The sequence below is a fragment of the Caulobacter sp. FV1ye6ST genome (assembly GCF_058681225.1).
The window spans coordinates 4,068,037-4,093,288 of the sequence record NZ_CM178733.1; the positions used below are offsets into that span (position 1 = coordinate 4,068,037).

Consider the following 25,252-nt stretch of genomic DNA (forward strand, 5'->3'; position numbering starts at 1 on the left):
CACCCTTGATCCCACGGTCCTCCGCGAGGGAGGAACCGACAAGGCGAACGAGAACCGCCCGTCGGTAGGCAGGATTTACCCAGTACAAGGTAAACGAGGCGTTTATATTTGGGTCGGGACGGGCCGCGAGGCGGCGCCAAAACGTCGCGGCCGCCCCCTCTCGGGAGCGGCCGCTGAACGTCGTCGAACCCTTGTGGCGCAAGGCCCGCGGGGTTTTCCGAGGTAGCAAGGGGTGTCGACATTGACGCACCTCCTTTAGCCGAACGGCCTACCTTTAACGGTACTGCTGGATCCGAGTGGTCCGCAGGCCCGCCAGGCCGTGCCGGTCGATCGACTGCTGCCAGCTGAGGAACTCATCGTTCGTCAGCTTGTAGCGATCGCAGGCCTCGTCGAGCGAGAGAAGACCCCCGCGGACGGCGGCCACGACCTCGGCCTTCCGACGGATCACCCAACGTTGGGTTTCCGGCGGCGGCAAATCCGACAGGGTAAGAGGCGCACCGGTCGGACCGATAACGTACTTTTCACCCCGGCTGTTCGTGCGCTGCTGTTGCAACATGGCTTTACGCCTTTCCCACAACCATCACTGTTGAGGCCTCACTATAGGCGCCGCCTAATAACATCGGCTTAATCCCAATAGTAAAGAAGGCCTGAACAGGGTGGCTCCTTTAGCAGTCCGTAGTGTCTCGATGTGAAACACAAGAATTAAAGAGCGTTAATCCCTATGATCAGCGCTTAATATTCAAGAGTTCTTCCAGCATCTGATCGGCGGTCGTGATGATTTTCGACGACGCCGAGTAGGCGCGTTGCGTGGTGATCAGGCCCGTGAACTCAGTAGACAGATCGACCGTCGAAGCTTCCAGCGTCGACGGGGCCAGCGCGCCGGCCCCGCCCGAGCCCGGAGCCTTGAGGCTGTAGGTGCCGCTTTCGTTGGTGACGCGATAAGCGTTGCCGTTGACACCCTTCAGACCGTTCGGGTTGCTGAAGGTGGCGACGGCGACCTGGGCGATACGGCGGGTGACGCCGTTGTCGAAGATGGCCGAGACATAGCCGTCGTCGTCGACTTCGATGTTGGTCAGGTTACCAAAGGCCGTACCGTTGGTGTTCACTGACTGGACGACCGACTGGCTGTTGTACTGGGTCAGGCCGCCGGCGGCGTTGGCCAGGTCGATCTGGACATCCTGGGTGTCGATACCCAGGCTGTCGGCCCAGATCGGCGGCTGCGGCAGCTGCGCGGCCGGCGGGGCCGGCTGCACGACCAGCGGGGTGCCCGAGGCCTGGACCGAGATCGAGGTCGGGTTGGTGCCGCCGAACAGGTTGCCCGTGCTCTGCAGCTTGCCGTCGGTGGTGAACTTCACCATGCCCGAGCTGATCAGGCCGTTGGCGTTGTTGGCCAGATCGCCCGGCTTGGCGCGCAGCTCGGCATACCACTCGTTGGGGCCCGGGCCCTTCAGCAGCGACAGGGTGACCGTGCGCTGGCCGCCCTTGGAGTCCGATAGCGGGACCTGAATCTCGAAGTCCGGCTTGACGCCTTTGGTGTTGTCCAGGGCGTAGTCCGACATCGACCAGGTCGACGGATCGTACAGCTTGCCCAGCTTGACGTCGGCGTCCGTGGCCAGACCCAGATCCACCAGGTTGACCTTGTCGCCCGCCGCGTTGATCGCGGTGTCCGTCACGTTGCCGGCGGGGGTGGCGGCGCCCTTGTAATCGATGGTCGAGCTGACCAGCGCGCCTGTGTTGTCGTAGCCGACCTTGCCGCTGGCGACGATCACGCCGTTTTCCTTGATGTCGACCAGGTATTCGTTGTCGCCCGAGGCAGCCGGATTGGCGACGCCCGTCGAGCTGTAGACGACGTCGAAGTTGTGGTTGACCAGGTTGGAGTCCTGGACGTTGGTCTTCGACGGCGAGCCGGCGGTGCCGACCTTGTACGAGACGGCGGCGGCGACCGGCTGTTCCGAGCGCAGGTTGGCGTTGATGCCGACGCGGGTCGTCTTCTCGGCGGTGCCGCCGACGCTGCCGACATTGATCGACGACAGCTGCATCAGGTCCGACGGGTCGGGCGTGATCATGCCGCTGACCGGATCGGCCAGCCAGCCTTGCAGGTACAGGCCGGCGTCGTTGCGCAGATAGCCCAGGTTGTCCAGCTGGAACGAACCGGCGCGGGTGAACGAGCGGGTGTCGGTCGCCGTCAGGTTCTCCGGCTTCTCGGTGGTGACGAAGAAGCCCGCGCCCGAGATCGACAGGTCGAGGTTCGAGGTCGTCGACTGGGTCAGGCCCTGCTGGCTGACATACTGGTGGGTCTGGGCCTTCACGCCGCCGGCGCTGTAGGCCTGGTTCTTCGAGCCCGAGGTCACCAGGGTCGAGAAGTTGGCGCTGGAGCGCTTGTAGCCGACGGTGTTGACGTTGGCGATGTTGTCCGAGATCGCGGCCAGGGCCGACGAGTTGGCGATCAGGCCGGAGACGCCGGCGAGCATGGCGCTGTTGATGCTCATGACTGAATTCCTACTTCTGAATGGGGTTCGAAGGGTTCAGCGCTGTTTGCGTTTGGGTCCGGGGGAAGACCGTCTTCCGGGGACCGCGTCGGCGTCTTTCTGACGCCCGTTCGAAGGGTAGTCCGGCCTTAGGCGGCCGCTGCCGTGTCGGTCTTGGTGTCGGTGTTGGCGGCGACGGCGGTGATGCCGATGACGTTGTCGATGGGGACCGCCTTGCCGTTGATGATGACCTGCGGCTGGCCGGTGGAGTTGTCGACCGCCGTGACCACGCCTTCGGTGCGGCCCTTGACGTTCGTGGCCTTGATGTCCTTGCCGTCCGCGCCCTTGGCGGTGACGGCGATCGTGTAGACGCCGCCGTCCGCCAGCTGGGCCCCGCTGTCGTCCTTGCCGTCCCAGGTGATGGTGTGGTCGCCGCTCTTCTGGTCGTCGGGCTTCAAGGTGCGGACCACCTTGCCGGCGGCGTTCTTGACGTCGATCGACATCGAGGTCGAGGCGCCCGGCTGGCTCCAAGAGAAAGTGGCCTTGCCCCCCGTCAGCGTCGAGCTGTCGCTCGTGGCGGTAACCTGCTTGCCGATCATCGACACGCCTTCCGACAGGTTGGTGCCGGTGTTCATGCCGACCAGGGCGGCCAACAGGTCATTGGTGACCAGTTGCTGCTCGACCCCCGTCATCTGGGTGATCTGGCTGGTCATCTGGGTCGTGTCGGTCGGCGACAGCGGATCCTGGTTCTTCAGCTGCGTGGTCAGCAGCTTCAGGAACGTCTGCTCGTTGTTGGCGAGCGACGTCCGCGAGTTGTTGATCTTGTTCAGGACCGAAGAGGTGTTCTGAGACGAGATGGCGTCAGCCATGGCTCGGTCCTTCCTTAGATGCGGATGTCGAGACCGCTGTCAGCGACCGTTTTCAGGCCGGGCAGCAGGTCAGCGGGGGTGATGGCGATGTCTTCCTCGCCGGTCAGGGCGGCCTGGAAAGCGCGACCCGAGAAGGCGCGCTGTCCCTGGTCGCCGAAGTCCTGGAAGGCGAGGAAGGGGTTGGAACTCTGGCCGTTGTTCTGGCTGGAGACGTCGAACGACAGACCGTTGTCGGCGACGTTGAAGCCGGCGTCGTTCAGGGCCTGGCGCAGTTCGTTGGCCTTGCCGCGCAATTCCTGCGCGGCATGGAGGGTGTCGAACTTCATCGAGGCGGTCATTGCGCCGTCGCGGCCGATCTCGATGCGCACGTCGACCTTGCCCAGGTTGTCCGGGGTCAGGGTGACGTCGAAACGGGTGGCCTTGTCGGCGCGCTTGAGGATCTCGGCCGACAAGGCCGCGACGGTCTCGGGCGAGCCGCGCACCGGGGCCGGCGCGGCGACCGAGGCCGAGGCGCTGGCGGCCTGAGCCTGGGCGACCGGAGCCTGGACGGCCATGGCGTTGGTGTCGACAGCCGCGGCGGCGGCGGCCGGCGCCTCGACCGAAGCGATCGTCGCGGCGGCCTTCTCGGAGCCCTTAGTGTCGTTGGTCGTCTCACCGCCAGCCGAGCCGGCGGCGACGGCGGTCACGGCCTGGGCGGTCTCGACGGCGACAGCGTCGGCGACCTTGGCCTGGGCGGCCAGCGGCGACGTCGCGGTCTTCTGGGGCTCGGCGGTCTTGGTCGCGGTCTGGGCGGCTTCGGGCGCGGCGGCCTCGGCGGCGACGTCCGGGGCCGCGTCGGCGGCGTCGGCGGTGACGGTTTCGGCGACGACCGGCGCGACCTCGACGACCGGCGCTTCGACGAGTTGCGCGGCGACCTGAACGGCGGGGGCCGGCGTGGCCGGTTGGGCGACGGCGGCCTTCGGGGCTTCGGCGGTCTTGGTCGCGTCGGCGGCGTTGGCCACGGCGGCCTTGGGCGCGGTCGGGTCGTCGGTCGAGGCCGGGGTCGCGGCGTCGCCGGCCAGGGCGGCCAGCGCCTCGAGGGCGGCCGCGTCGACGACCTGGCCTTCCGGCGCGGCGGCGACCGGCGCGGTCGTCTGGGCCTGGGCGGCGACCGGCTGTTGCGGCGCCTGGACGGGCTGAGCGGCTTCCGCGGCGGCCGGCTGGGCGGCGACCGGCCCCGCCTGGGCGGTCCGCACGGCGGCGGCGAAGTCGGCGGCCTGGTCAGCGACGGTCGCCGTCGTGTCCGCGACGGGTTGAGCGTCGGCGGCGGCTTCAACCTTGATCGGAGCCTGGACCGGGGCGGTCATGGCGGCGATCAAGGTGGCGGCGGCCTGGGCCGCGGCGTCGGCGGCGGCCGCCTGGTCGGCGTCCTTGTCCGAAGCCTTGTCCGAAGCCTTATCCGAAGCCTTGTCGGCGACGGCGTCGCCCTTGGCGTCCTGGCTGGCGTCGGCCTTGTCCGACGCCTTCGCATCGGCCTTGGCGTCGGCGACGTCGGCCCGCTTGGCGTCTTGAGCGGCCTTGGCGTCATCCGCCTTGTCGGCGCGGTCCGCGCGCTTGGCGTCGGTCTTGCTATCCGTCTTGGCCGGCTTGTCGGCCGCCTTGGCGTCGCGTCCATCGTATTTGGCGTCGTTCTTGTCGTCGCGAGCGTCGCTCTTCGATTCCGTCCGCGACGGAGCACGCGGCGCGGGCGCCTCGTCGCTCTTGCCGGCGATGGCCAGCAGGGCGTCGAAGCCGTCGTTCGACGCCTTGGCGCTCACCACCGGGGTCGGCGCGGCGGGAAGAGCGGCGGTGGGTGCGGCGATCGCGGTCATTCGCAGTCGTTGCTCGGTTGGGACGGCGGTCCATGACGAACGCGCCTTTGTCCGGCCTCCCTTACGCAACGGTCGGGCCAACTCGCCAAAGCCGCATCAAGTATCTGTTTTATTTGGCTTTAATGGCTTGTTTACGAAGCAAAATCGTTCTCCGTGCGGCGCTTTTTGCCGAGCCCGCCCGGTCGAAAGGGACGGGAGTTGCCGCGTCGCCCCGTCGCGGGGCCAGTTGGCGCCGTCCTTGCGCATGATCCCTCGTCGAACTTCCGACCACCGGAACTTTTCGCAATGAATTTCAATAGCTTGGCAAATATCAGGAACACGATTCCTTCCGCGACCCGGCAAGTTTCGCCGGGCAACGACGCGTCGTGCGTTGCGCGGTTTGCCGAGCTTGTGGGGGTTACCGCATGTCGCTGAATGCGATCATGAACACGGCGACGTCCGGCATGATGGCCGCGCAGACGGGTCTGCGCGTCACCTCGGACAACATCGCCAACGTCAACACCACGGGCTACGTCCGCAAGACGATCTCCCAGTCGAACCTGCTGTCCAACGGCATGGGCGTGGGCGTCAGCATCGACGCCATCAAGCGCGCGACCGATCGCTTCCTGCAGTCGGCCAGCCTGAACGCCGCCTCGGACAGCGGACGCACCTCGGTGGTGGACGACACGCTGAACCGCGCCCAGCAACTGTTCGGCGACCCCAGCGGCGACACCAGCTTCTTCTCGACCCTGGACGACATCTTCTCGGCCTTCTCGTCGGCGCAGGACGATCCGTCCTCTTCTCTGCTGCGCACCCAGGCGCTCACGCGGGTGGACGACTTCCTCAGTGAATCGAGCCGCATCACCTCGTCGCTCTCCAAGCTGGGCAAGGACGCCGACACGCGCATCTCCGCCGATGTCGACCGCGTCAACGACCTCTTGAGCCAGATCGACGGCCTCAACACCGACATCACCCGCGCCAAGGTGGCCGGGGCCGACGCCACCGGAGCCGAGAACGTCCAGAGCAGTTTGGTCGACGAACTATCCAAGCTGATGAACGTCCAGGTCACGCCCCGGCAGTTGGGCGGGCTGTATGTCCGCTCGACGGAAGGCCTGTCCCTGGCCGGCGACGGCGCGGCCAAGCTGACCTACCAGACCTCGGCCACCGCCACCGGCTACCTGACCGTGCAGCTGGCCAGCGGCTCGGTGCAGCCCACGCCGATGAACATCTCCAGCGGCGAGATCAAGGGCCTGCTGGACGTGCGCAACACCGAGCTGGTCAGTCTGTCCGACCAGTTGGGCGAGTTCACCTCGCGCGCGGCCGAGGAGATCAACCGCGCCGCCAACGCCGCCTCGTCCGTGCCCGCCCCGACCAGCATGACCGGCCGCAACACCGGCCTGGACGACACCGCGGCCCTGACCGGCTTCACCGGCAAGACCACGATCGCCCTGACGGACAGCAGCGGCGTCATCCAGCGCCGGATCGACATCGACTTCGACGCCGGCACGATGAGCGTCAACGGCGCGGCGGGCCCCACCTTCAACCCGTCCGACTTCATGGCCCAGCTGAACACCGCGATGGGCGGCATGGGCGCGGCCGGATTCTCGGGCGGGGCCATGACCCTGACCGGGAACGGCGGCCTGGGCGTGGCCATCCAGGATGATGCGACCAACCCGTCGAGCAAGGCCGGCAAGGGCTTCAGCCACTATTTCGGCCTGAACGACATCATCCGCACCAACGGCTATTCCCCCTACGAGACGGGCCTGACCGCCGCCGACCCGAACGGCTTCACCTCGGGCTCGATGACCATCCGCCTGACCGACGTCGAGGGCGGTCGCATCCGCGACATCGTCGTCGACCCGCCCGTCGGCGGCACCATGCAGGACATGCTGGACGCCCTGAACTCCCGCGCCTCGGGCGTAGGCCTCTACGGCCAGTTCACGCTGAACACCAAGGGCCAGATCAGCTTCGCGTCCAACGGGGTCACGCCGGTGACAATGTCGGTCCAGGCCGACACCACCGAGCGCGGTCTCGGTGGGCCCTCGGTCAGCCAGCTATTCGGCATCGGCCCGGCCGAGCGCAGCACGCGGGGCGAAAAGTTCTTCGTCAGCCCGGCGATGAACGAGAACCCGAAGCTGCTGCCCCTGGCCCAGTTGGACCTGACCCAGGCTGTCGGCGGCAACGCCGCCCTCGCCATCGGTGACGGCCGCGGCGCCCTGGCCCTGGCCAAGGCCGGCGACGTCACCGCCGGCTTCTCGGCCGCTGGCGACGCCGGCGCCGTCAATATGAGCGTCAACCGCTACGCTTCCGACTTCAGCGGCGCGATCGCCCGCAAGTCCGCCACCGCCGCCAGCCGCAAGGACGCCGCCGACGCGGTGTCCAGCGAGGTCAACAGCCAGCGGCAGTCGGAAGAGGGCGTGAACCTCGACGAAGAACTGATCAACCTGACCACCTATCAGCAAGCCTTCAACGCCTCGGCCCGCCTGATTCAAGCGACCAAGGACATGTATGAAGTACTCACCGGACTTCTGGGGTAAGCCATGACCCGCGTCTCGACCGTTCAGAACTACAACATCATGACGTCCAACCTCATGAAGGCGCAGATCCGCCAGAATGACGTGGGCGCCCAGGTGTCCAGCCAGAAGGTCGCCAACGACCTGAAGGGCTACGCCAAGAACGCCGAAATCCTGACCGCGATGCGGGGGACCCAGAACCGGATCAACGGCCTGCTCGACCAGTCCAAGCAGGTCGGCAACCGGCTGGAGATGCAGGACACGGGCCTGGGCCGCGTCGCCGACGCCACCGGGAGCGCGCGCGCGGCCATCGCCAACGCCCTCGCCGCCGGCAGCGCCACCACCCTGATGCAGCAGATGCGCGCGGCCTTCGGTGATGTGGTCCAGGGCCTGAACACCAAGTCGAACGGGCTCTACGTCTTCTCCGGCGCCAAGACAGACACGGCCACCACCTCGGCTACCACCATGGCCGACCTGACCACCGCACCGACCACCGCCGACCTGTTCCACAACGACCAGTACATCACCACCAACCGCATCGACGAGCAGACCAACGTCAAGACCGGCGTGCTGGGCGACGCGATCGGCGCCAACGTGTTCGACGCCTTCAAGCAGGTGCAGGCCTATGTCGACGCCAATGGCGACTTCACCGGCAAGCTGGACGACACCCAGGTCCAGTTCCTGACCGGCCTGCTGAGCACGTTCGACACCGCCCAATCGGGCGTGGTCGACCTACAGGGCAAGAACGGCGTGACCCAGAAGCGCTTCGAGGCGGCGACCACCGACCTTTCGAACCAGGCTGACACCCTGACGGGCATGGTCGGCGGCATAACCGACGTCGACATGGCCGATGCCGTCACCCGACTGGAAGCCGCCAAGCTGGCCGTCCAGGCCTCGGCCCAGGTGTTCACCAGCCTGCAAGCCTCGTCGCTGCTGAACGTGCTGAAGTAGGAGCGGCCCCGCGCCAACCTCGCAAAACTGGCCATCAACCGCTATATGGCGGCGATGAACGCCGACTTGCCGACCCCGACCGCCCCTAACGACGCCGACACGCTCATCGCGCGCGCGGTCGAGCAGGTGCGCGCGGCCGTCGGCCTGCCGGGGGGGACTCGGATCGTAGCGGCCATGTCCGGCGGCGTGGACTCCACGGTCACCGCGGCCCTGCTGGCTCGCGCCGGCTATGACGTGGTCGGCGTCACCCTGCAGCTCTACGACCACGGCGCGGCGATCACCAAGAAGGGCGCCTGCTGCGCCGGCCAGGACATACTGGACGCCCGCATGGCCGCCGAGCGCATCGGCATCCCGCACTATGTGCTCGACTATGAAAGCCGCTTCCGCGAGCAGGTCATCGAGGACTTCGCCGACGCCTATCTGCGGGGCGAGACGCCGATCCCGTGCGTGCGCTGCAACCAGACGGTCAAGTTCCGCGACCTGCTGGACGTGGCCCGCGACCTGGGCGCCGAAGCCATGGCCACCGGCCACTACGTGCAGCGTGCGTTCGCCGGTGGAGCAAACCGCCCGCAGCTGCGCCGCGCCGCCGACCCGGCCAAGGACCAGAGCTATTTCCTGTTCGCCACCACGCGCGACCAGCTGGACTTCCTGCGCTTCCCCCTGGGCGGCATGGACAAGCCGACCGTGCGCGCCGTCGCCGCCGGCCTGGGCCTCGCCATCGCCGACAAGCCCGACAGCCAGGACATCTGCTTCGTCCCCGAGGGCAAGTACACCACGGTTATCGACCGCATCCGCCCGCACGGCGCGGAAGCGGGCGACGTCGTGCACCTGGACGGCCGCGTGCTGGGCCGCCACGAGGGCGTGACCCGCTACACCATCGGCCAGCGCCGGGGCCTGAACATCGCCGTCGGCGACCCGCTGTTCGTGGTGAAGATCGACGCCGACAAGCGCCAGGTCATCGTCGGCCCGCGCGAGGCTCTGCTGACCGCCGCCCTCACGCTCAAGGAAGGCAGCTGGCTGGGCGGCCAGGACAGCCTGGAAGCGGCGGCGCAGGATGGCCAGCCGGTACTGGCCCGCGTCCGCTCGACCCGTGAGCCCGTAGCCGGTCGCCTGGCGATCCGCGATGGAGAGGTCTCGGTCGTATTCGACGGCGCCGAGGAAGGCGTGGCCCCCGGTCAGGCCTGCGTTCTGTACGATCCGGCCGATCCCGAGCGCGTGCTGGGCGGCGGCTTCATCGCGGGGACGACCCAGACGATGGATCTCGCCGAAGCCTGATCGCGGCCCGGCTTCCACCGAAAGCCTTGCCTTAGGTCCCAATACGAAAAACCCCCGCCGGCGAACCGACGGGGGCGTTGTGCGTCAAGCTGACGAAGCGGTGCTTACGCGCCGCCCGGGAAGCGGAAGGGAACCTTCACCGAGCCGGTCTTGGCGCCCATCGGCAGCTTTTCGGCGATGCACATGGCGGCCTTGTCGAAGCCCTTGCCGGCGGCGCTGTTGTCGACGACCTTGCAGTCCGACAGCTTGCCGGCGTCGGCGGTGCATTCCAGCATCACCTGGGCGGCGTCGCGGGTGTTCGCGAACTGCTGCAGGCAACGGCCCATCTGGTCTTCGAAGCCGCCAGCGGCCGAAGCGGCCTGAGCGACGAAGAAGCTGCCGGCGATACCCGCGGCGATCGCGATCGAGAATTTCATGGTTAGCTGCCCCTTGCGGCGTTCAAATCTGATGTGACTGTTTTACGCAGGCAGACGCCAAAGAATGGCTAAGGTTCGCGGTTAATCATTTCCAAAAATGGTGAATGACCGCGGGCGGATGAAATTGGGGGTGGACCGGACCGTGACGACCAACCACCGAATCTACGGAATGGCCTTCGCCAGCGTGTATCCAGCCTATGTCGCCAAGGCCGAGAGGAAGGGCCGCACGCGCGCCGAGGTCGACCAGATCATCCTCTGGCTCACCGGCTTCACGCCAGACGCGTTGGAGGCTCAGCTGGCCAACAGGACAGACTTCGAAACCTTCTTCGCGCAGGCGCCCGCCATGAATCCCGCCCGCGCCGAGATCAAGGGCGTGGTGTGCGGCGTGCGCGTCGAGGACGTGGCCGAGCCGCTGATGCGCGAGATCCGCTACCTGGACAAGCTGGTCGACGAGCTGGCCAAGGGCAAGGCGATGGAGAAGATCCTGCGCGGCTAAGGGGACTATTCCGCCGCGATCTTGGAAGCCTCGAGCGCCTCGCCAACCGTCAGCAGCGAGTCCTCCTGCGACGTCCGCTCCAGGTCGCGGAGCTGCACGACATCGCCACAGGCCTCACAGGCCAGGACCGGATGGAAGGCGCAGCCGCATGTCTTGTGGCGGAACATGTTCGGAGACTTGTCGCGGCCATAGATGTGACGATCGCCCCACTCGGCCATGGTCAGCAGCACCGGTGACAGGGCCAGGCCCTTGTGGGTCAGCCAGTATTCATGGCGCGGCGGACGCTCGGAATAGCGGCGGGTTTCCATGACGCCGTGGGCGACCAGGGTCTTCAGCCGCGCCGCCAGGACGTTGCGGGCCACGCCCAGCCGTTCCTGCCACTGCTCGAAGCGTTTCACCCCGGCGAAGGCGTCGCGCAGGATCAGCAGAGTCCACGGATCGCCCACCACTTCCAGCGTGGCGGCGACCGAGCATCGTTCGTTCGTATAGTCAGCAGTGCGGCCCATTTCGTGAAGTTGAGACGTTCCGCGAGGGAAAGCAAGAGAGCGTTGCGTTTGAATATGAACCATAGTAGGTTTTTTATCGCAATCGACTCTCTCGGTTATTGCACGACTGGCGAGGCGCGGCGATCTTGGTCGACAGCGCCTCGCCCCTTTCCCTTCGCATCCTCGCAACCCACTTGCGCATGATCAGGCGATGAGGGCCTATCTCGCCTCAAATACGTCTTCAGGGAGCTAAACCATGTCCGCGTCCGATCCCGTCGTCATCGTCGCCTACGCCCGCACGCCGATGGGCGGCTTCCAGGGCGCCCTGGGCGGGGTGAAGGCTACCGAGCTGGGCGCGACGGCGGTCAAGGCGGCCATCGCGCGGGCTGGCGTCGCGGGTGACAAGGTCGAGCAGATCTTCATGGGCTGCGTGCTGCCGGCCGGCCTCGGCCAGGCGCCGGCCCGCCAGGCGGCTCTGGGCGCGGGCCTCCCCCTCTCGGTCGAGGCGACCACGGTCAACAAGATGTGCGGCAGCGGCATGCAGGCCGCGATCATGGCTCATGACGCCCTTAAGGCCGGCTCGGTCGACGTCGTCGTGGCCGGCGGCATGGAGAGCATGACCGGCGCGCCCTACCTGATGTCCAAGCACCGCGGCGGGGCCCGCATCGGACACGACCAGCTGTGGGACAGCATGTATCTGGACGGGCTGGAGGACGCCTACACCCCCGGCAAACTGATGGGCGCCTTCGCCGAGGACACGGCGGCCCAGTACCAGTTCACCCGCGAGGCCATGGACGACTACGCCACCAAGGGCCTGATGAAGGCCAAGGCCGCCGTCGAGAGCGGGGCCTTCAAGGCCGAGATCACCCCGGTCACCGTCGTCAGCCGCAAGGGGACCGAGGTGGTCGACACCGACGAGCAGCCGGTCAAGGCCGATCCGGCGAAGATCCCGACCCTGCGCCCGGCCTTCAGCCGCGACGGCGGCGTCACGGCGGCCAACAGCTCCTCGATCAGCGACGGCGCCGCCGCCCTGGTCATGACCCGGCAGAGCGTCGCCAAGGACCTGGGCCTGCCGATCCTGGCCCGCGTGGTCAGCCACGCCGCCCACGCCCACGAGCCGTCCCTGTTCGCCACCGCTCCGGTCCCGGCCATGCGGAAGGCGCTGAAGAAAGCCGGCTGGACCGTCGAGGACGTCGACCTGTTCGAGATCAACGAGGCCTTCGCCGTGGTGCCGATGGTCGCCCAGCAGGAACTCGGCTTCGATCCGGACAAGCTGAACGTCAATGGCGGCGCCTGCGCCCTGGGCCACCCGATCGGCGCCTCGGGCGCGCGGATCCTGTGCACCCTGATCAGCGCCTTGCAGGCGCGCGGCAAGACCAAGGGTCTGGCCAGCCTGTGCATCGGCGGCGGCGAAGCCACGGCGATGGCGATCGAGCTGGTCTGAGTTCGGCGACTCCTCCCCCGCAACGCGGGGGAGGATCACGCGTTGGAAATCGCATGACCGACACCTTCCGCCATAACCCCGAACTCAGCCGCTACGAGCTGGAGGTCGACGGCCTGCTGGCCGTCGCCGACTATCAGCGGGCCGGCCACCGGCTGGTGATCCCGCACGTCGAGGCCGATCCGGCGCTGCGCGGAACCGGCGCGGCCGGACGGCTGATGACCAAGGTCGCCGAGACGGCGCGCGCCGAGGGTATGCGGATCACGCCGCTATGCTCCTACGCGGCGGCGTGGTTGAAGCGAAACGATCCGGATCTGATCGCCTAAGGCTTGGGCGCGGGCGGCGGGCTCTCGAAGCTGCCCGCGGGTCCCGGGAACACGACCGGGCTCTCCCAGCCGTCGGCGCTGACCGACGAGACCCCGAAGAAAAAGTCATCGATCACCACGTCTTTCAGCGTGGTGGTGGTCGCCGCGTCCGGAACCCAGCGGCTGAAGCGCCAGGTCGGATCGGTCGTGCCGCGCCACCACACCCGATGCCCGGCCGAGCCCGGCGTCGGCGCCCACGAGACCTTGGTGTCGGGACTGACCGCGCCGGCGATCTTGACGTCCGTCGGCGGCGTCGGGGCCGAGGCCAGGCTGGCCATGGCGATGGTGTTCAGACGGGTGACCTGGGCCAGATAATTGAAGTCCACGCCCTCGATCACGTCGCCATAGGGCTTGCCGTTCTCGGTGCGCAGGTTCTGGTGCTGGCGGTCGTAGTTCTCGACCGCCTCGGTGACGCGCACCGCCGGATAGCCGGCCTCCAGCACGGGAACCTGGTCCCCGCCCCGGCCGTAGCGGTCGGTGCGATAGACCATCATCACGTCGAAATTGGTCAGGTAGCGGTCGGCCAGGCCGTCCAGGAACCGGGCGATGTTGCGCGACGGGCTGTCGACCTCACCGCCGTTGTAGCGGCGGCCATTGGCTTGCTCCGGCGTCTCGACCGCCTTGGTGCCTTCGGAGAAGACGCGGACGTGGGTGTTGTCCATCACCCCGCTCTGGCCGCGGCTGTTGCCGACGATGTCGTTGTTGAGGTCGGCCTCGACCTTCCAGCCCTGAGCCTTGGCGTAGTCGGCCAGCACCTTGCCGCCGTAGAGGCCCTGCTCCTCGCCCGACAGCACAGCGAACACCAGGGTGGCCGGGAACCTGTGCTTGGAAAGCACCCGCGCCGCCTCGATCACCGCCGCCGTGCCCGAACCGTCGTCATTGGCGCCCGGCGCGTCGCTGGTGAAGTCCATGACGTCGGTGACGCGGCTGTCGATATGGCCGGCGATGATGATCACCCGGTTCGGATCGCTGGTTCCCTTCTGGATGGCCAGGACGTCCATGACCTCGGTCGGGCTCGGGACGCGCTTGCCGGTGAACACCTGGCTGGGCGTCTCGATCGTCAGGCAGCCGCCGCAGTCCTTGGAGATCGCCTCGAAGCGGGCCTTGGTCCAGCGGCGGGCCGCGCCGATGCCGCGCTTGTCAGACTTGGTGTCCGACAGGGTATGGCGGGTGCCGAAGCCGACGAGCGAGCGGATCGTGCTCTCCAGCGCCTTGGGATCGACATCGGCGGCGATGGTGCGCAGCAGAGGCTGGTCGGTGGTCGGCGCAGGCGTTTCCGCACGGGCGACGCCCGCGGCCATCAGGCTAGCGGCGAGGATGAGAGACAGGCGCATCGGAGCTCCGGAAGCAGCGCGAATTCGAGGCGCGCACGTTTCCGGCCAAGTTCGTCCGGCGCAAGCCCTTTTCAGCCCTTGGCCCGTCGCTCCGCCATGAAGGCCACGCGGTCCAGCACCTCGGGGCCGGCGGCGGGACCGGGCGTGTAGGCGAAGTTGGCCTCCGTGATCGGCTTGCCGCTGATCCGGTCGACCATGATCGGTTCCGCCGCCAGGCCCGTCTCGAGGTCGACCAGTTGGCCGGCCACGCCCTCGATGGCGAAGTGGCGGTTGCCGAAGGCCAGCATGGCCGTCAGCACCGACCCGAAGTCGCGGCCCAGGTCCGTCAGCAGATATTCGTAGCGTGGCGGCCGCTCACTATAGGCGCGCTTCTCAAGAAGTTTGTTTTCGACAAGCCCGGCCAACCGTTTCGTCAGAATGTTCGGCGCCACACCCAGGCTCTTCTCGAACTGGTCGAAGCGGGTCAGCCCCTGAACCGCGTCGCGCAAGATCAGCAGGGTCCAATGGTCGCCCACCCGCTCCAGCGTGCGGCCGACCGGACATTGAGTGGGAAGACGTTCCGATTTGCTCATGCAAAAGATTTGGTTAGTCACTTGCGAAAAGCAAGTTACTCCATAGCTAGAGGACATGCCGGACCGCTGGGGCCTCGGCCAACGATTTGAGGAACCACACCATGAGCGACAACGCCAGCAAAGGCTCGGCCCTGATCACCGGCGCTTCCACGGGCATCGGCGCGGTCTATGCCGACCGCCTGGCCAAGCGCGGCTACGACCTGATCCTGGTCGCCCGCGACGAGGCCCGCCTGAACGCCCTGGCCGAGCGCCTGCGCGGCCAGACCGGCGTCAAGGTCGAGGTCATCAAGGCCGACCTGACAGACAAGGCCGACCTTTTGAAGATCGAGCAGCGCCTGGCGACCGACACGGCCATCACGGCGCTGGTCAACAACGCCGGCGTGGCGGGCGCCAACGACTTCGTGGCCACCGATCCCGACGCGTTCGAGAAGATGATCCAGCTGAACGTCACCGCTGTGACCCGCCTGGCGGCGGCGGCGGCGCGCAACTTCGTGCCGCGCGATACGGGCGCGATCGTCAACCTGGCCTCGGTGGTGGGGCTGATCCCTGAACTGGGCATGCCGGTCTATGGCGCGACCAAGGCCTTCGTCACCTATCTGACCCAGGGCCTGCGCGTGCAGTTCGCCCATTCCGCCGTGCGTCTGCAGGCGGTGCTGCCCGGCGCCACGCGTACGGAGATCTGGGAACGGTCGGGCTCCGACATCGACGCGATGGATCCGGACACGATCATGGACGTCGACGACATGGTCGACGCGGCCCTGGCGGGCTTCGACCAAGGCGAGCTGGTGACGATCCCGTCCCTGCCGGACGCCGCCGACTGGGACGGCGCCCTGGCCGCCAAGGCCAAGCTCTATCCGAACCTGTCGCGTCGCGAGCCGGCGGCTCGCCTCAAGATGGCCTGAGATCGGAAAGCTCGCCGGCGCGGCGCTCACTCCCGCGCCGGCGAGTCCGCCCGGATTGGCTTTGCTGGGTTGATGCCGCCCAGGAAAGTCAATCCGGAACTCGAAACTAGCTGAGCACCATCACCACGACGCGGCGGTTCTGGGCCCTGCCCTCTCGCGTTTCGTTGGGGGCGACCGGGGCGTCCTGGCCGTACGAGATCGTCGCCATGCGGTTCAGCGCGACGCCGTGCAAGCTGAGGAACTTGCGCACGGTTTCCGCGCGCTTCTCGCCGAGCTCGTCGTTGTATTCCTTGGAGCCCGAATTGTCGGTGTGGCCCTGGATCTCCAGGTAGACGTTCTTGTTGTCGGCCTTCAGCTTCTCGGTGAATTCCGACAGGCGCTGCTCGGCTTCCGGCGAGAGGTTCGCGGCGTTGACCGGGAACTTCACGGAGTCGTCGCTGAGCACCAGGGCGTACTGGAACTTGCCCTCGGCCAGCTTGCCGGCCGCGATGGCGCGATCCAGCGCCTCCTTGGAGGTCTTGTCCAGTTCGCCGATCTGGGTGTCGTGAGCGCTGACCCGCGTCTCGACCTGGCCGACCTGCTGGTTGACGAACTTCTTGGTCGCGCAGCCGCTGACCGACAGGCCGCCCATGACCAGGGCGGCGGCGACCATCATGGTCTTTGTGCTTGCTATCATTGTTTGGGTCTCGTCCGTAGAATGGGGTCGCGAGACGTCCTGCAACGCTCGCGGTGACAAATCGGACAGCAGAACTTGACCAAAGATGGGCGCGATTCCGGCGCTCCTAGGTCAAGTAAGACCCTTTATACTCAAGCTTATTTCATGGTCTTTTATACCCCGCGCAAGCGCCGCTTCCGGAGTTTGGTTCCGAAGATTTTTAGTTTTCGCCAAGCCCGGAAAGCCATGCCTCGAAGGCCCGCAGGGCCGGAGTCGGCGCCTTGGATTTCAGCCAGGTCAGCCAATAGCGGCCGGCGCCGACCTGAGTCTCGAACGGCCGGATCAGGCGGCCCTCCTGCAAGTGGCGCTCGAACATCATCGGCGGCGCCAGGGCGACTCCGACGCCCTGAAGCGCCGCCTCGACCATCACCCAGGAACTGTCGAACACCGGTCCTCTGATCGGCGGCGGCGACAGGCCCGCGGCGGCGAACCAGTCCGGCCAGTCGGCGGCGCGGTAGCTGCGCAGCAGGGTCTCGCCGAACAGATCAGTGGGGTCCGAGAGCCGCTCGGCCACGGCCGGCGAGCAAAGCGGGCTCATCGGCGCCTCGAATAGCGGCGCGGCCTCGGTGCCATGCCAGGCCCCGTCGCCGAAGCGCACCGCGCAGTCCAGTCCCTCCCCCGCCAGGTCGGTGCGGTTGTTGTTGGTGAAGATCCTCAGGTCCACGAACGGATGGGCCTCGCGGAAGGCCGGCAGACGCGGCAGCAGCCAGCCGACCGCGAACGTGCCCACGACCCCGACGCTGAGCACCTCCAGCACCCGCCCGCCCTCGAACCGCGCCAGCACGTCGCCCAGCTTGTCGAACGAGTCCCGCACGCTGGGCAGCAGGGCCAGCCCCTCGTCGGTCAGGGCCAGACCGCGCGGCAGGCGGCGAAACAGCGCCGCGCCCAGCCGAGCTTCCAGGCCTTTCACCTGATGGCTGACGGCGGCCTGGGTCACGCACAGCTCGATCGCGGCGCGGGTGAACGATAGGTGCCGGGCTGACGCCTCGAAGGCGCGCAGGGCGTTCAGCGGCAGTTGGGCGCGGCTCATGGGGACCTGAAACTCAAGAAACCCAAATTCATCTAGGGTCTCCGCCAAGGTATCGTCGTTTGCGAGGAACGCCAGCCTTGGGCAGGTTTGGCGGGCAAGGAGACCCCCAAATGCTTCATCGCCGCGATTTGCTAACGGCCCTGGCGGCCGCGCCCGTTGTCATGCCCGCGTTTTCCCCAAACCGCTCGAACGCCGCCGCCTTCGTCAGCCCGCAGCCTTCCGCCCTTAGCTCACGTATTAACGAATTGGAGCAGGCCAGCGGCGGCCGCCTGGGCGTGGCGGTGCTGGACACCCACGACGGCCGCCGCTTCGCCTGGCGCGGCGACGAACGCTTCCGCATGTGCAGCACCTTCAAGATGCCGTTGGCCGCCGCGATCCTGCGCCGCGTCGACCAGGGCCGCGAGCGCCTCGACCGCCGGGTGACCTATGGCCGCGAGGTGCTGATGGGCAATTCGCCAGTGGTCGAGAAGCACATCGGCCGGGGCATGACCATCGGCGAACTCTGCGCGGCGACCATCACCTACAGCGACAACGCCGCCGCCAACCTGCTGCTGGACGCGCTGGGCGCGCCCACGGACATCACCCGCTTCCTGCGGGCGCTGGGCGACCAGACCACCCGCTGCGACCGCCGCGAGCCCGAGCTCAACACCGGCGCGCCCGACGACCCGCGCGACACCACCACGCCGGCGGCCATCGCCGAGACCTGGAAGACCCTGCTGACCACCGACACCCTGTCGGCGGCCTCCCGCAGGCAACTGACCGCCTGGGTCGTGGCCAACCGCACCGGCGGCAAGCGCCTGCGGGCCGGCCTGCCGCGCGGCTGGACCGTCGGCGACAAGACCGGCAACAACGGCCAGGACCAGACCAACGACATCGCCGTGATCTGGTCCCCGAGCCGCAAGCCGCTGTTCATCGCGGCGTTCCACGACCAGGGCTCGGCCGATGACGACGTCCGCAGCGCGGTGCTGGCGGATGTGGCGCGGGCCGTCGTGAGCGCGGGGTTCGGCGTCTAGAATGTCTCGCCGACCAGTTTCTCGCTCAGCGCCCACAGGGCCTGGGCTCTGGCCGGGTCGAGGGCGTAGCCGCGAACGCCACTGCGAAGCTCCGAGGCGTCCTCGACCGGCTGGGCCAGGTGGCAGTCCTCGCAGTACAGGCCGCCGACCGCGTCGATCGGGGCCACGACGCCGGCCCAGACGCTGGTCGCCGCGCCCTGCGGGATGGTCTTCAATTCGAAGGCGTCGAGGCCCTTGGCCTGGGCCTCGGCGTTCAGTTGATCGATCATGCCCTGGATAAAGGACGGGTCCAGGTGACGAGACAACTCGGTCTGGATGCCGCCCGGATGTACGGCCACGGCGCGCACGCCGCGAGCCTTGTGGCGGCGGTCGAACTCGACGGCGAACAGGATGTTGGCGGTCTTGGAGCGGCCATAGGCGCCGAACGGGGTGTACTCGGTCGTCTCGAAGTTCGGATCCTCGAGATTGACGTCCGAGAAGCGGTGACCCGCGGAGGCCAGCGACACTACCCGCGAGCCGGCCTTCAGCAGGTTGGCGATGCGGTTGACGAACACGAAGTGGCCCAGGTGGTTGGTCCCGAATTGGGTCTCGAAGCCGTCAGCGGTCTTGCCCAGCGGCGTGGCCATGACGCCGGCGTTGGCGATGATCAGGTCCAGCGGGCGGCCGTCGGCCACCAGGGCGTCGGCGGCGGCGCGGACGCTGGCCAGGCTGGCCAGATCCAGTTCGATCAGTCGCAGCGAGCCGCCGCTCTTGGCCGCCGCCTCGCGAACGACGGCGGTCGCGCGCTCGGCCTTGGCCAGGTCGCGCGCCGCGCCGATCACATCGGCGCCGTGGGCGGCCAGGGCGCGGGCGGTCTCGACGCCCAGGCCGGCCGATACGCCGGTGACCAACACGCGCTTGCCCTTGAGGTCGACGCCGGAAAGGACGTCGTCGGTGGTGGATTTGGCGCCGAATGGATTGCTCATGACTCTCGATCCTTGTTGTACGAGCCGATCCGGAGGATTAAATGGAGGAAGGCTCCGGATAAATATTCGGAGGCATCCTCCGTTTTTCAAGTCCAATGTCCGAAGATTCCGTGATCCCGATGGCCAAGGCCGCCCGCAAGCCCCGCGCCGACAGCCTGCGCAACCGCGACCTGCTGCTCGCGGCGGCCAAGACGGCTTTTGGTGAAACGGGGGCGGAGGCGCCGCTGGAGGATATCGCGCGGCGGGCCGGCGTGGGCATCGGCACGCTCTACCGCCACTTCCCCACCCGCGAGGCGCTGGTGGCGGCGGTCTATTCCCGGGAGCTGGAGCAATTGGCCAGCGCGGCCGACGACCTGCTGGCGCGGCGGCCGGGGGGAGATGCGCTGGAGGCTTGGCTGGATCTGCTGATCGACTACATGGCCACCAAGCGCGTGGTGGCCCCGGTCCTGCGCGCCGATCCAGGCGAGGGCTCACGCCTCTATGCCAGCGCCGGCGCGACCATCCTGCCGACCCTGAAGCGCCTCACCGAGGGGGCTCAGGCGGCCGGCGACATCCGCGCGGACATCGACTTCGAGGACATCCTGCGCATGATGAGCGGCCTCAGCCTCGGCTACGAACAACCCGGCTGGGACGTCGGCGCGCGACGCCTGTTGAGCGTGATGATGGCTGGACTGCGGGCGACGTAGAAGGAGCCTAAGCCCCTTCCTCATCCACATAGATCACCACCGGCTTGCCGCGCGACAGCGGCTCCCAGCCGGCTTCGATGGCCGAGGCGATGGCCTTGGCCACGGTGCGCTCAGGAACCTGAGAAGGCTTCAGCGGCGGGGCGCTGAACTTCGGCTTGGGGCCGGGCGGAAACTCGATCAGCGCCTCGCGCTGGCCTTCCTTGTGACGGACGGCCAGCACCTTGCCGTGCCGCTCCGAGGGGTCGTAGTTCCACTGCGGCAGGCGGTGCAGACGCCAGACATAGGGGTCTCCATCGACCTCGATGTCGAACTCGACGGTGAGCTTGGTGGTTTTGGCCATGCGGGGGAATAACCCGATGTGGCCTCAAGAAAAAGGGCCGCCCCTTCCGGAGCGGCCCTTCTCTGTCATTGCAACGTCGCCTTGCCGAACGACAGCTGGCCATCCTGGACCCCGACGGCGATGACGCCGCCGTCCTCGATCTCGCCAGCCAGCAGCTTGCGGGCGATCGGGTCGATCAGTTCCTTCTGGATGACGCGCTTCAAGGGACGCGCGCCGTAGACCGGGTCGTAGCCCTTGTCGGCGATCCAGTTCAGGGCCTCCGCGTCGATGGCCAGGGCCATGCGACGGTCGGCCAACAGCTTCTCCACCCGCTTCAGCTGGATCGTGACGATATCGCCCATATGCGCGCGCGACAGGCGCTTGAACAAGATGATCTCATCGATCCGGTTGAGGAACTCGGGGCGGAAGTGGCCGCGCACCATGTTCATCACCATCGGCCGCACCGCCTCGACGTCTTCGCCTTCTTCCTGGTTGGCCAGGAATTCGGCGCCGAGGTTGCTGGTCATGATGATCAGCGTGTTGCGGAAGTCGACCGTGCGGCCCTGGCCGTCGGTCAGGCGACCATCGTCCAGCACCTGCAGCAGCACGTTGAAGACGTCGGGGTGGGCCTTCTCGATCTCGTCGAACAGCACCACCTGGTACGGACGCCTGCGAACGGCTTCCGTCAGCGCCCCGCCCTCGTCATAGCCGACATAGCCGGGAGGCGCGCCGATCAGGCGGCTGACCGAATGCTTTTCCATGTACTCGGACATGTCCATCCGGGTGATGGCATGCTCGTCGGCGAACAGGAACTCGGCCAGGCTCTTGGTCAGCTCGGTCTTGCCAACGCCCGTCGGGCCCAGGAACAGGAACGAGCCGATCGGCTTGGTCGGGTCGTGCAGACCGGCCCGCGCGCGGCGGACGGCGTCGGACACGGCGGCCAGCGCCTCGTCCTGGCCGACCACGCGACCGCGCAATTCGTCCTCCATCTTCAGCAGCTTCTCGCGCTCGCCTTCCAGCATCTTCTCGACCGGCACCCCAGTCCAGCGGCTGACCACGGCGGCGATTTGCTCGGCGTCGACCACTTCCGGCGTCAGCGCTTGGGTATCGCCCTGCTCGGCCTCGGCCAGGCGGCGCTCCAGGGCCGGGATCTCGCCGTACTGGATCTGGCCGGCGCGGGCGAAGTCGCCGGCGCGCTGGGCGTTGGCGAGGTCGGCGCGCAGGCGGTCGAGGGCTTCACGGGCCTGGGCAGCGCCGCCAGCCTTGTCCTTCTCGGCCTTCCACTTGGCGGTCATCTCGTCGCTGCGGAACTGCAGGTCGTCGATCTCGACCTCCAGGTTCTCCAGGCGGTGCTTGGACGCCGCGTCGGTTTCCTTCGAGAGGGCTTCGCGCTCGATCTTCAGCTGCACCAGGCGGCGGTCGATCTCGTCGAGCTCTTCGGGCTTGGAGTCGATCGCCATGCGGACGCGGCTGGAGGCCTCGTCCATCAGGTCGATCGCCTTGTCCGGCAGGAAGCGGTCGGCGATGTAGCGGTTGCTGAGCATGGCCGCGGCCACGATGGCGCTGTCGCTGATGCGCACCCCGTGGTGGACCTCGTACTTTTCCTTCAGGCCCCGCAGGATCGAGATGGTGTCCTCGACCGTGGGCTCGCCGACAAACACCGGCTGGAAGCGACGGGCCAGGGCCGCGTCCTTCTCGACGTGCTTGCGGTACTCGTCCAGCGTGGTGGCGCCGACGCAGTGCAGCTCGCCACGCGCCAGGGCGGGCTTGAGCAGGTTGGAGGCGTCCATCGCCCCGTCACCCTTGCCCGCGCCGACCAGGGTGTGCATCTCGTCGATGAACAGGATGATCGAGCCCTCGGCCGCCGTGGTCTCGGCCAGCACGGCCTTCAGGCGCTCTTCGAACTCGCCGCGATATTTCGCGCCGGCGATCAGGCTGCCCATGTCCAGCGACAGCAGCTTCTTGTCCTTCAGGCTCTCGGGCACGTCGCCATTGACGATGCGCAGGGCCAGGCCCTCGACGATGGCGGTCTTGCCGACGCCGGGCTCGCCGATCAGGACGGGGTTGTTCTTGGTGCGGCGCGACAGGACCTGGATGGTTCGGCGGATCTCCTCGTCGCGGCCGATCACGGGGTCGAGCTTGCCGTCGCGCGCGGCGGCGGTCAGGTCGCGGGCGTAGCGCTTGAGGGCCTCATAGCCCTCCTCGGCATTGGCGCTGTCGGCGGTGCGGCCCTTGCGGATGGCGTTGGCGGCGGTTTCCAGGGCCTGGGCCGAGACGCCGGCCTCCTTGAACAGCTTGGCCGCGTCCGCGCCTTCCTTGGCGATGGCGATCAGCAGGCGCTCGGTGGTGACGAAGGCGTCGCCCGCCGTCTTGGCGCCCTTCTCGGCCTCGGCGAAGACGCGGGCGGTGTCGGGCTTCATGTAGAGCTGGCCGCCGGCGCCGTCGACGCGCGGGGTCTTGGCCAGCAGCGTCTCGACGCCAGCGTCCAGCTGGTCGGGACGGCCCCCGGCGCTCTGGATCAGGGCGCGGCTTAGGCCGTCCTTCTCCTCGAGCAGGACCTTGAGAATGTGTTCGGGCGCGAACTGCTGGTGGCCTCGCGCGAGGGCCAGGCTCTGGGCCGATTGGACGGCCTGCTTGGCGCGGTCCGAGTAGAGATCGATGTTCATGATGTCCCCTTCCTAGGCGGATCGGGGCGCGCTGCCTTGACTAAGCACAACGCGCTCCGATGGGGCATTTAGGTGTGGCCCATCAGCCACACAAGACCTACCACCCCTTGCTGGCGAGATAACGTTCCAGCTCGGCAATTCGTACGGCGTCCGACGGGTGGGTCGAGCTTAATTCGCCACCCGACGCCTGGCCCGAGGCCGCGTCCTGGGCCTGCATGTTGCGCCACAGCACCACCGCCTCGCGCGGCTGGTAGCCGGCGCGCTGCATGAAATCGACGCCCAGGCGGTCGGCCTCCAGCTCCTGCTTGCGCGAGAACGGCAGCAGCAGACCGTACTTGGCCGCGTCGTTGCCGTGGTCCTTGAGCAGCTTGCCGAAGTCGGTGCCCCCAGCCGCCGCGCCGGCGATGCCCAGCAGGATCTTCGAGGTCCGCTCCTGCGACACTCGCTCGGCGGCGTGGTGGGCGACGACGTGGCCGGCCTCGTGGCCGATCACGGCGGCCAGCTGGTCGTCGTTCTGGGCCATGGACAGCAGGCCGACCGTCACCCCGACATGGCCGCCCGGCAGCACGAAGGCGTTCGGGGCCTCGTCCAGAAACACCGCGTAGTCCCAAGGTCGGCCCGCCAGGCCGGCGGCGGCGATCACCCGCTGGCCCACGGCCTGGACGCGGGCGTTCTTGCGCGGCTCCTTGGAGATGTAGGTGGTGCGCAGCGTATCGGCCCAGGCCTTCTCGCCGTCGGCGGCGAGGTTGTCGTCATTGACGATCAGCAGCTGGTCGCGGCCGAGGTCGGCATTGTAGGCGCAGCCCGACACCGCGCAGGCGGCGGCCATCAGGAGCGGCAGGGTCAGGCGACGAAGGGCGATCATGGGCGCGGCGAACCGTGTTTCGAAGTCGGCGCGAACCTTATCTCCGGCGGGCGACGACGGCGCAACCGGTCAAGCTTAGAACGACTTCGCGCAGCCGAGGCCAAGGGTGGCGTCGGTCGAGCCCATCAGGCCCGGCTTGATGCTTCCGACCGGCTTGCAGCCGTTCTCGGGCGGTCGGGTCAGATAGGGCCTGGCGTCGCGGGCGAAGCGGCCGGTCGGGTCCAGATTGGGGCGCGTCGCCCGCCCCCCGTCCATCGCCTGGGCCAGCCGCTCCTGGCAGCGGGCCCGCGCGTCGGCCGGCAGGCGGTCCAGCGTCGCCAGCCGGCAGCCGCCCAAGCCGCGCAGCTCGGGCGCCGGCGTCTCGCCGACGGCCGCGCCTTCAGAGGACGACGGCGAAGCGGAACCGGCGGAAACGGCGATCGGCGCGGCGGGCGCGGGTTCGGGCGTCGCCGCCGCGCGCGGAGTCCCAGATCCGCCTCGCGACGAGGGCTGGGGCCTCGCCGGGAGCGGGGCGCGCTCCAGGAAGAGGGTCATGGCCGGCGGCTCCGGCGCCGCGACGGGTCCTCGCGCCAGGTCGAGCATGAACAGCGCGACCAGCAGCGCGTGGAACGCCACCGAGCCCAGCACGACACCCCACCGTCGTCGCCGCACGGCCGCCCCCTCTAAACCCCCGGTCGCGACACTAGCGCGGAGGTCGATGGCGGAAGTCGGGCGTAAGCGCGGCCTTTAGCGGCCTCCCAGCCGCTCGATCACCCGGGCCAGGTGGCGGGGGTCGATGGGCTTGGTCAGCACGGGCGCGTCGCGCAGATCGGGGCGGACACCCTGCACGCCATAGCCGGTCACGAAGGCGAACGGCACGCCGCGCCGCCGCAGGATCTCGGCCGCGCCGAACGAGGTTTCGCCGTCACCCAGGTTCACGTCCAGCAGCGCGAAGTCGAACGTTTCGTGTTCGGCCGCCAGCAGCGCCTCGCGCGCCGAGGACACCGGCCCCACGACGCCGTGGCCCAGGTCGGTCAGCAGATCCTCGACCAGCATGGCCACGAACAGCTCGTCCTCGACGATCAGGATCCGCAGAGG

The 25,252-nt window shown here is 67.9% G+C and carries 26 protein-coding genes; 10 read left to right on the forward strand and 16 right to left on the reverse strand.

What is annotated here, in order from left to right:
* Window positions 1-274: 274 nt before the first annotated feature.
* The 4 genes from sciP to ACW175_RS19345 all read right to left on the reverse strand — a co-directional run bounded on the left by sciP (window position 275) and on the right by ACW175_RS19345 (window position 5,187).
* The gene (gene sciP / locus ACW175_RS19330) at window positions 275-556 is read right to left on the reverse strand and encodes a CtrA inhibitor SciP (RefSeq protein ID WP_099580735.1); all 282 of its coding nucleotides are present in this window, start codon (window positions 554-556) and stop codon (window positions 275-277) included.
* A gap of 169 nt (window positions 557-725) precedes the next feature.
* Entirely contained in the window at window positions 726-2,489 is a 1,764-nt protein-coding gene (gene flgE / locus ACW175_RS19335; RefSeq protein WP_492101600.1) for a flagellar hook protein FlgE, read from the reverse strand.
* Between the two features lie 128 nt (window positions 2,490-2,617).
* Entirely contained in the window at window positions 2,618-3,337 is a 720-nt protein-coding gene (locus tag ACW175_RS19340; protein WP_492101601.1) for a flagellar hook assembly protein FlgD, read from the reverse strand.
* A 14-nt stretch (window positions 3,338-3,351) separates the two neighbouring features.
* Entirely contained in the window at window positions 3,352-5,187 is a 1,836-nt protein-coding gene (locus ACW175_RS19345) for a flagellar hook-length control protein FliK (protein WP_492101602.1), read from the reverse strand.
* 285 nt (window positions 5,188-5,472) lie between these two features.
* Between ACW175_RS19345 and ACW175_RS19350 the strand changes: the two genes are divergently transcribed.
* Genes ACW175_RS19350 through mnmA form a run of 4 tightly spaced genes read left to right on the forward strand, consistent with a single transcriptional unit; the run spans window position 5,473 to window position 9,905 of the window.
* A complete protein-coding gene (locus ACW175_RS19350) occupies window positions 5,473-5,601 on the forward strand; it encodes a hypothetical protein (protein WP_492101603.1) in 129 nt (42 codons plus the stop codon).
* Complete coding sequence (gene flgK / locus ACW175_RS19355) at window positions 5,592-7,703, forward strand: flagellar hook-associated protein FlgK (RefSeq protein WP_492101604.1); 2,112 nt, start codon at window positions 5,592-5,594, stop codon at window positions 7,701-7,703. Before ACW175_RS19350 ends, flgK begins: the two co-directional genes overlap by 10 nt.
* A gap of 3 nt (window positions 7,704-7,706) precedes the next feature.
* The gene (locus ACW175_RS19360; RefSeq protein ID WP_492101605.1) at window positions 7,707-8,630 is read left to right on the forward strand and encodes a flagellin; all 924 of its coding nucleotides are present in this window, start codon (window positions 7,707-7,709) and stop codon (window positions 8,628-8,630) included.
* 54 nt (window positions 8,631-8,684) lie between these two features.
* The gene (gene mnmA / locus ACW175_RS19365) at window positions 8,685-9,905 is read left to right on the forward strand and encodes a tRNA 2-thiouridine(34) synthase MnmA (protein WP_492101606.1); all 1,221 of its coding nucleotides are present in this window, start codon (window positions 8,685-8,687) and stop codon (window positions 9,903-9,905) included.
* A gap of 104 nt (window positions 9,906-10,009) precedes the next feature.
* Here the strand turns inward: mnmA and ACW175_RS19370 are convergent, their stop codons facing one another.
* The gene (locus tag ACW175_RS19370) at window positions 10,010-10,321 is read right to left on the reverse strand and encodes a hypothetical protein (protein ID WP_099580748.1); all 312 of its coding nucleotides are present in this window, start codon (window positions 10,319-10,321) and stop codon (window positions 10,010-10,012) included.
* Between the two features lie 169 nt (window positions 10,322-10,490).
* Here ACW175_RS19370 and ACW175_RS19375 point away from each other — a divergent pair, with 169 nt between their 5' ends.
* The gene (locus ACW175_RS19375) at window positions 10,491-10,817 is read left to right on the forward strand and encodes a DUF2200 domain-containing protein (RefSeq protein WP_492105004.1); all 327 of its coding nucleotides are present in this window, start codon (window positions 10,491-10,493) and stop codon (window positions 10,815-10,817) included.
* A gap of 5 nt (window positions 10,818-10,822) precedes the next feature.
* Here the strand turns inward: ACW175_RS19375 and ACW175_RS19380 are convergent, their stop codons facing one another.
* Window positions 10,823-11,323: a winged helix-turn-helix transcriptional regulator gene (locus ACW175_RS19380; RefSeq protein WP_492101607.1), complete on the reverse strand. Its 501-nt coding sequence runs from the start codon at window positions 11,321-11,323 to the stop codon at window positions 10,823-10,825.
* A gap of 235 nt (window positions 11,324-11,558) precedes the next feature.
* Between ACW175_RS19380 and ACW175_RS19385 the strand changes: the two genes are divergently transcribed.
* The gene (locus tag ACW175_RS19385; RefSeq protein WP_492101608.1) at window positions 11,559-12,746 is read left to right on the forward strand and encodes an acetyl-CoA C-acyltransferase; all 1,188 of its coding nucleotides are present in this window, start codon (window positions 11,559-11,561) and stop codon (window positions 12,744-12,746) included.
* A 53-nt stretch (window positions 12,747-12,799) separates the two neighbouring features.
* On the forward strand, window positions 12,800-13,069 hold the full coding sequence (locus tag ACW175_RS19390) for a GNAT family N-acetyltransferase (RefSeq protein WP_492101609.1): 270 nt from the start codon (window positions 12,800-12,802) through the stop codon (window positions 13,067-13,069).
* Here ACW175_RS19390 and ACW175_RS19395 read toward each other — a convergent pair.
* On the reverse strand, window positions 13,066-14,442 hold the full coding sequence (locus ACW175_RS19395; RefSeq protein ID WP_492101610.1) for a M20/M25/M40 family metallo-hydrolase: 1,377 nt from the start codon (window positions 14,440-14,442) through the stop codon (window positions 13,066-13,068). The genes ACW175_RS19390 and ACW175_RS19395 overlap by 4 nt on opposite strands.
* Window positions 14,443-14,513: 71 nt before the next feature.
* A complete protein-coding gene (locus ACW175_RS19400) occupies window positions 14,514-15,014 on the reverse strand; it encodes a winged helix-turn-helix transcriptional regulator (RefSeq protein ID WP_492101611.1) in 501 nt (166 codons plus the stop codon).
* 101 nt (window positions 15,015-15,115) lie between these two features.
* On the opposite strand from ACW175_RS19400, the gene ACW175_RS19405 reads away from it, so the two are divergent.
* Complete coding sequence (locus ACW175_RS19405; protein WP_492101612.1) at window positions 15,116-15,916, forward strand: SDR family NAD(P)-dependent oxidoreductase; 801 nt, start codon at window positions 15,116-15,118, stop codon at window positions 15,914-15,916.
* 106 nt (window positions 15,917-16,022) lie between these two features.
* Here ACW175_RS19405 and ACW175_RS19410 read toward each other — a convergent pair whose 3' ends face one another.
* Both ACW175_RS19410 and ACW175_RS19415 read right to left on the reverse strand, forming a co-directional pair.
* Window positions 16,023-16,592, reverse strand: a complete 570-nt coding sequence (locus tag ACW175_RS19410) for an OmpA family protein (RefSeq protein ID WP_492101613.1) — start codon at window positions 16,590-16,592, stop codon at window positions 16,023-16,025.
* A 199-nt stretch (window positions 16,593-16,791) separates the two neighbouring features.
* On the reverse strand, window positions 16,792-17,661 hold the full coding sequence (locus ACW175_RS19415; protein ID WP_492101614.1) for a LysR family transcriptional regulator: 870 nt from the start codon (window positions 17,659-17,661) through the stop codon (window positions 16,792-16,794).
* A gap of 110 nt (window positions 17,662-17,771) precedes the next feature.
* Between ACW175_RS19415 and bla the strand changes: the two genes are divergently transcribed.
* On the forward strand, window positions 17,772-18,674 hold the full coding sequence (gene bla, locus ACW175_RS19420) for a class A beta-lactamase (protein ID WP_492101615.1): 903 nt from the start codon (window positions 17,772-17,774) through the stop codon (window positions 18,672-18,674).
* On the opposite strand, the gene ACW175_RS19425 is transcribed toward bla, so the two are convergent.
* Complete coding sequence (locus tag ACW175_RS19425) at window positions 18,671-19,639, reverse strand: SDR family NAD(P)-dependent oxidoreductase (RefSeq protein ID WP_492101616.1); 969 nt, start codon at window positions 19,637-19,639, stop codon at window positions 18,671-18,673. The two genes, bla and ACW175_RS19425, sit on opposite strands and share 4 nt — an antisense overlap.
* 95 nt (window positions 19,640-19,734) lie before the next feature.
* Between ACW175_RS19425 and ACW175_RS19430 the strand changes: the two genes are divergently transcribed.
* The gene (locus ACW175_RS19430) at window positions 19,735-20,325 is read left to right on the forward strand and encodes a TetR/AcrR family transcriptional regulator (protein WP_492101617.1); all 591 of its coding nucleotides are present in this window, start codon (window positions 19,735-19,737) and stop codon (window positions 20,323-20,325) included.
* Between the two features lie 7 nt (window positions 20,326-20,332).
* On the opposite strand, the gene ACW175_RS19435 is transcribed toward ACW175_RS19430, so the two are convergent.
* The 5 genes from ACW175_RS19435 to ACW175_RS19455 all read right to left on the reverse strand — a co-directional run bounded on the left by ACW175_RS19435 (window position 20,333) and on the right by ACW175_RS19455 (window position 25,243).
* Entirely contained in the window at window positions 20,333-20,665 is a 333-nt protein-coding gene (locus ACW175_RS19435) for a hypothetical protein (RefSeq protein ID WP_099580774.1), read from the reverse strand.
* A gap of 65 nt (window positions 20,666-20,730) precedes the next feature.
* Window positions 20,731-23,310: an ATP-dependent chaperone ClpB gene (gene clpB, locus ACW175_RS19440; RefSeq protein ID WP_492101618.1), complete on the reverse strand. Its 2,580-nt coding sequence runs from the start codon at window positions 23,308-23,310 to the stop codon at window positions 20,731-20,733.
* A gap of 97 nt (window positions 23,311-23,407) precedes the next feature.
* Window positions 23,408-24,172 (reverse strand): M48 family metallopeptidase, encoded by a 765-nt coding sequence (locus ACW175_RS19445; protein WP_492105005.1) that lies wholly within the window; start codon window positions 24,170-24,172, stop codon window positions 23,408-23,410.
* Between the two features lie 78 nt (window positions 24,173-24,250).
* Window positions 24,251-24,826 carry a hypothetical protein gene (locus ACW175_RS19450; protein ID WP_492101619.1) on the reverse strand — a complete coding sequence of 192 codons (576 nt, stop codon included), beginning with the start codon at window positions 24,824-24,826 and terminating at the stop codon, window positions 24,251-24,253.
* Between the two features lie 75 nt (window positions 24,827-24,901).
* On the reverse strand, window positions 24,902-25,243 hold the full coding sequence (locus tag ACW175_RS19455; protein ID WP_492105006.1) for a response regulator: 342 nt from the start codon (window positions 25,241-25,243) through the stop codon (window positions 24,902-24,904).
* Window positions 25,244-25,252 lie beyond the last annotated feature (9 nt).

What these genes read in the sequence shown, in the direction of transcription:
- sciP (WP_099580735.1), bottom strand. Translation starts at nt 556, where the DNA reads ATGTTGCAACAGCAGCGCACGAACAGCCGGGGTGAAAAGTACGTTATC.
- flgE (WP_492101600.1), bottom strand. Translation starts at nt 2,489, where the DNA reads ATGAGCATCAACAGCGCCATGCTCGCCGGCGTCTCCGGCCTGATCGCC.
- ACW175_RS19340 (WP_492101601.1), bottom strand. Translation starts at nt 3,337, where the DNA reads ATGGCTGACGCCATCTCGTCTCAGAACACCTCTTCGGTCCTGAACAAG.
- ACW175_RS19345 (WP_492101602.1), bottom strand. Translation starts at nt 5,187, where the DNA reads ATGACCGCGATCGCCGCACCCACCGCCGCTCTTCCCGCCGCGCCGACC.
- ACW175_RS19350 (WP_492101603.1), top strand. Translation starts at nt 5,473, where the DNA reads ATGAATTTCAATAGCTTGGCAAATATCAGGAACACGATTCCTTCCGCG.
- flgK (WP_492101604.1), top strand. Translation starts at nt 5,592, where the DNA reads ATGTCGCTGAATGCGATCATGAACACGGCGACGTCCGGCATGATGGCC.
- ACW175_RS19360 (WP_492101605.1), top strand. Translation starts at nt 7,707, where the DNA reads ATGACCCGCGTCTCGACCGTTCAGAACTACAACATCATGACGTCCAAC.
- mnmA (WP_492101606.1), top strand. Translation starts at nt 8,685, where the DNA reads ATGAACGCCGACTTGCCGACCCCGACCGCCCCTAACGACGCCGACACG.
- ACW175_RS19370 (WP_099580748.1), bottom strand. Translation starts at nt 10,321, where the DNA reads ATGAAATTCTCGATCGCGATCGCCGCGGGTATCGCCGGCAGCTTCTTC.
- ACW175_RS19375 (WP_492105004.1), top strand. Translation starts at nt 10,491, where the DNA reads ATGGCCTTCGCCAGCGTGTATCCAGCCTATGTCGCCAAGGCCGAGAGG.
- ACW175_RS19380 (WP_492101607.1), bottom strand. Translation starts at nt 11,323, where the DNA reads ATGGGCCGCACTGCTGACTATACGAACGAACGATGCTCGGTCGCCGCC.
- ACW175_RS19385 (WP_492101608.1), top strand. Translation starts at nt 11,559, where the DNA reads ATGTCCGCGTCCGATCCCGTCGTCATCGTCGCCTACGCCCGCACGCCG.
- ACW175_RS19390 (WP_492101609.1), top strand. Translation starts at nt 12,800, where the DNA reads ATGACCGACACCTTCCGCCATAACCCCGAACTCAGCCGCTACGAGCTG.
- ACW175_RS19395 (WP_492101610.1), bottom strand. Translation starts at nt 14,442, where the DNA reads ATGCGCCTGTCTCTCATCCTCGCCGCTAGCCTGATGGCCGCGGGCGTC.
- ACW175_RS19400 (WP_492101611.1), bottom strand. Translation starts at nt 15,014, where the DNA reads ATGAGCAAATCGGAACGTCTTCCCACTCAATGTCCGGTCGGCCGCACG.
- ACW175_RS19405 (WP_492101612.1), top strand. Translation starts at nt 15,116, where the DNA reads ATGAGCGACAACGCCAGCAAAGGCTCGGCCCTGATCACCGGCGCTTCC.
- ACW175_RS19410 (WP_492101613.1), bottom strand. Translation starts at nt 16,592, where the DNA reads ATGATAGCAAGCACAAAGACCATGATGGTCGCCGCCGCCCTGGTCATG.
- ACW175_RS19415 (WP_492101614.1), bottom strand. Translation starts at nt 17,661, where the DNA reads ATGAGCCGCGCCCAACTGCCGCTGAACGCCCTGCGCGCCTTCGAGGCG.
- bla (WP_492101615.1), top strand. Translation starts at nt 17,772, where the DNA reads ATGCTTCATCGCCGCGATTTGCTAACGGCCCTGGCGGCCGCGCCCGTT.
- ACW175_RS19425 (WP_492101616.1), bottom strand. Translation starts at nt 19,639, where the DNA reads ATGAGCAATCCATTCGGCGCCAAATCCACCACCGACGACGTCCTTTCC.
- ACW175_RS19430 (WP_492101617.1), top strand. Translation starts at nt 19,735, where the DNA reads ATGTCCGAAGATTCCGTGATCCCGATGGCCAAGGCCGCCCGCAAGCCC.
- ACW175_RS19435 (WP_099580774.1), bottom strand. Translation starts at nt 20,665, where the DNA reads ATGGCCAAAACCACCAAGCTCACCGTCGAGTTCGACATCGAGGTCGAT.
- clpB (WP_492101618.1), bottom strand. Translation starts at nt 23,310, where the DNA reads ATGAACATCGATCTCTACTCGGACCGCGCCAAGCAGGCCGTCCAATCG.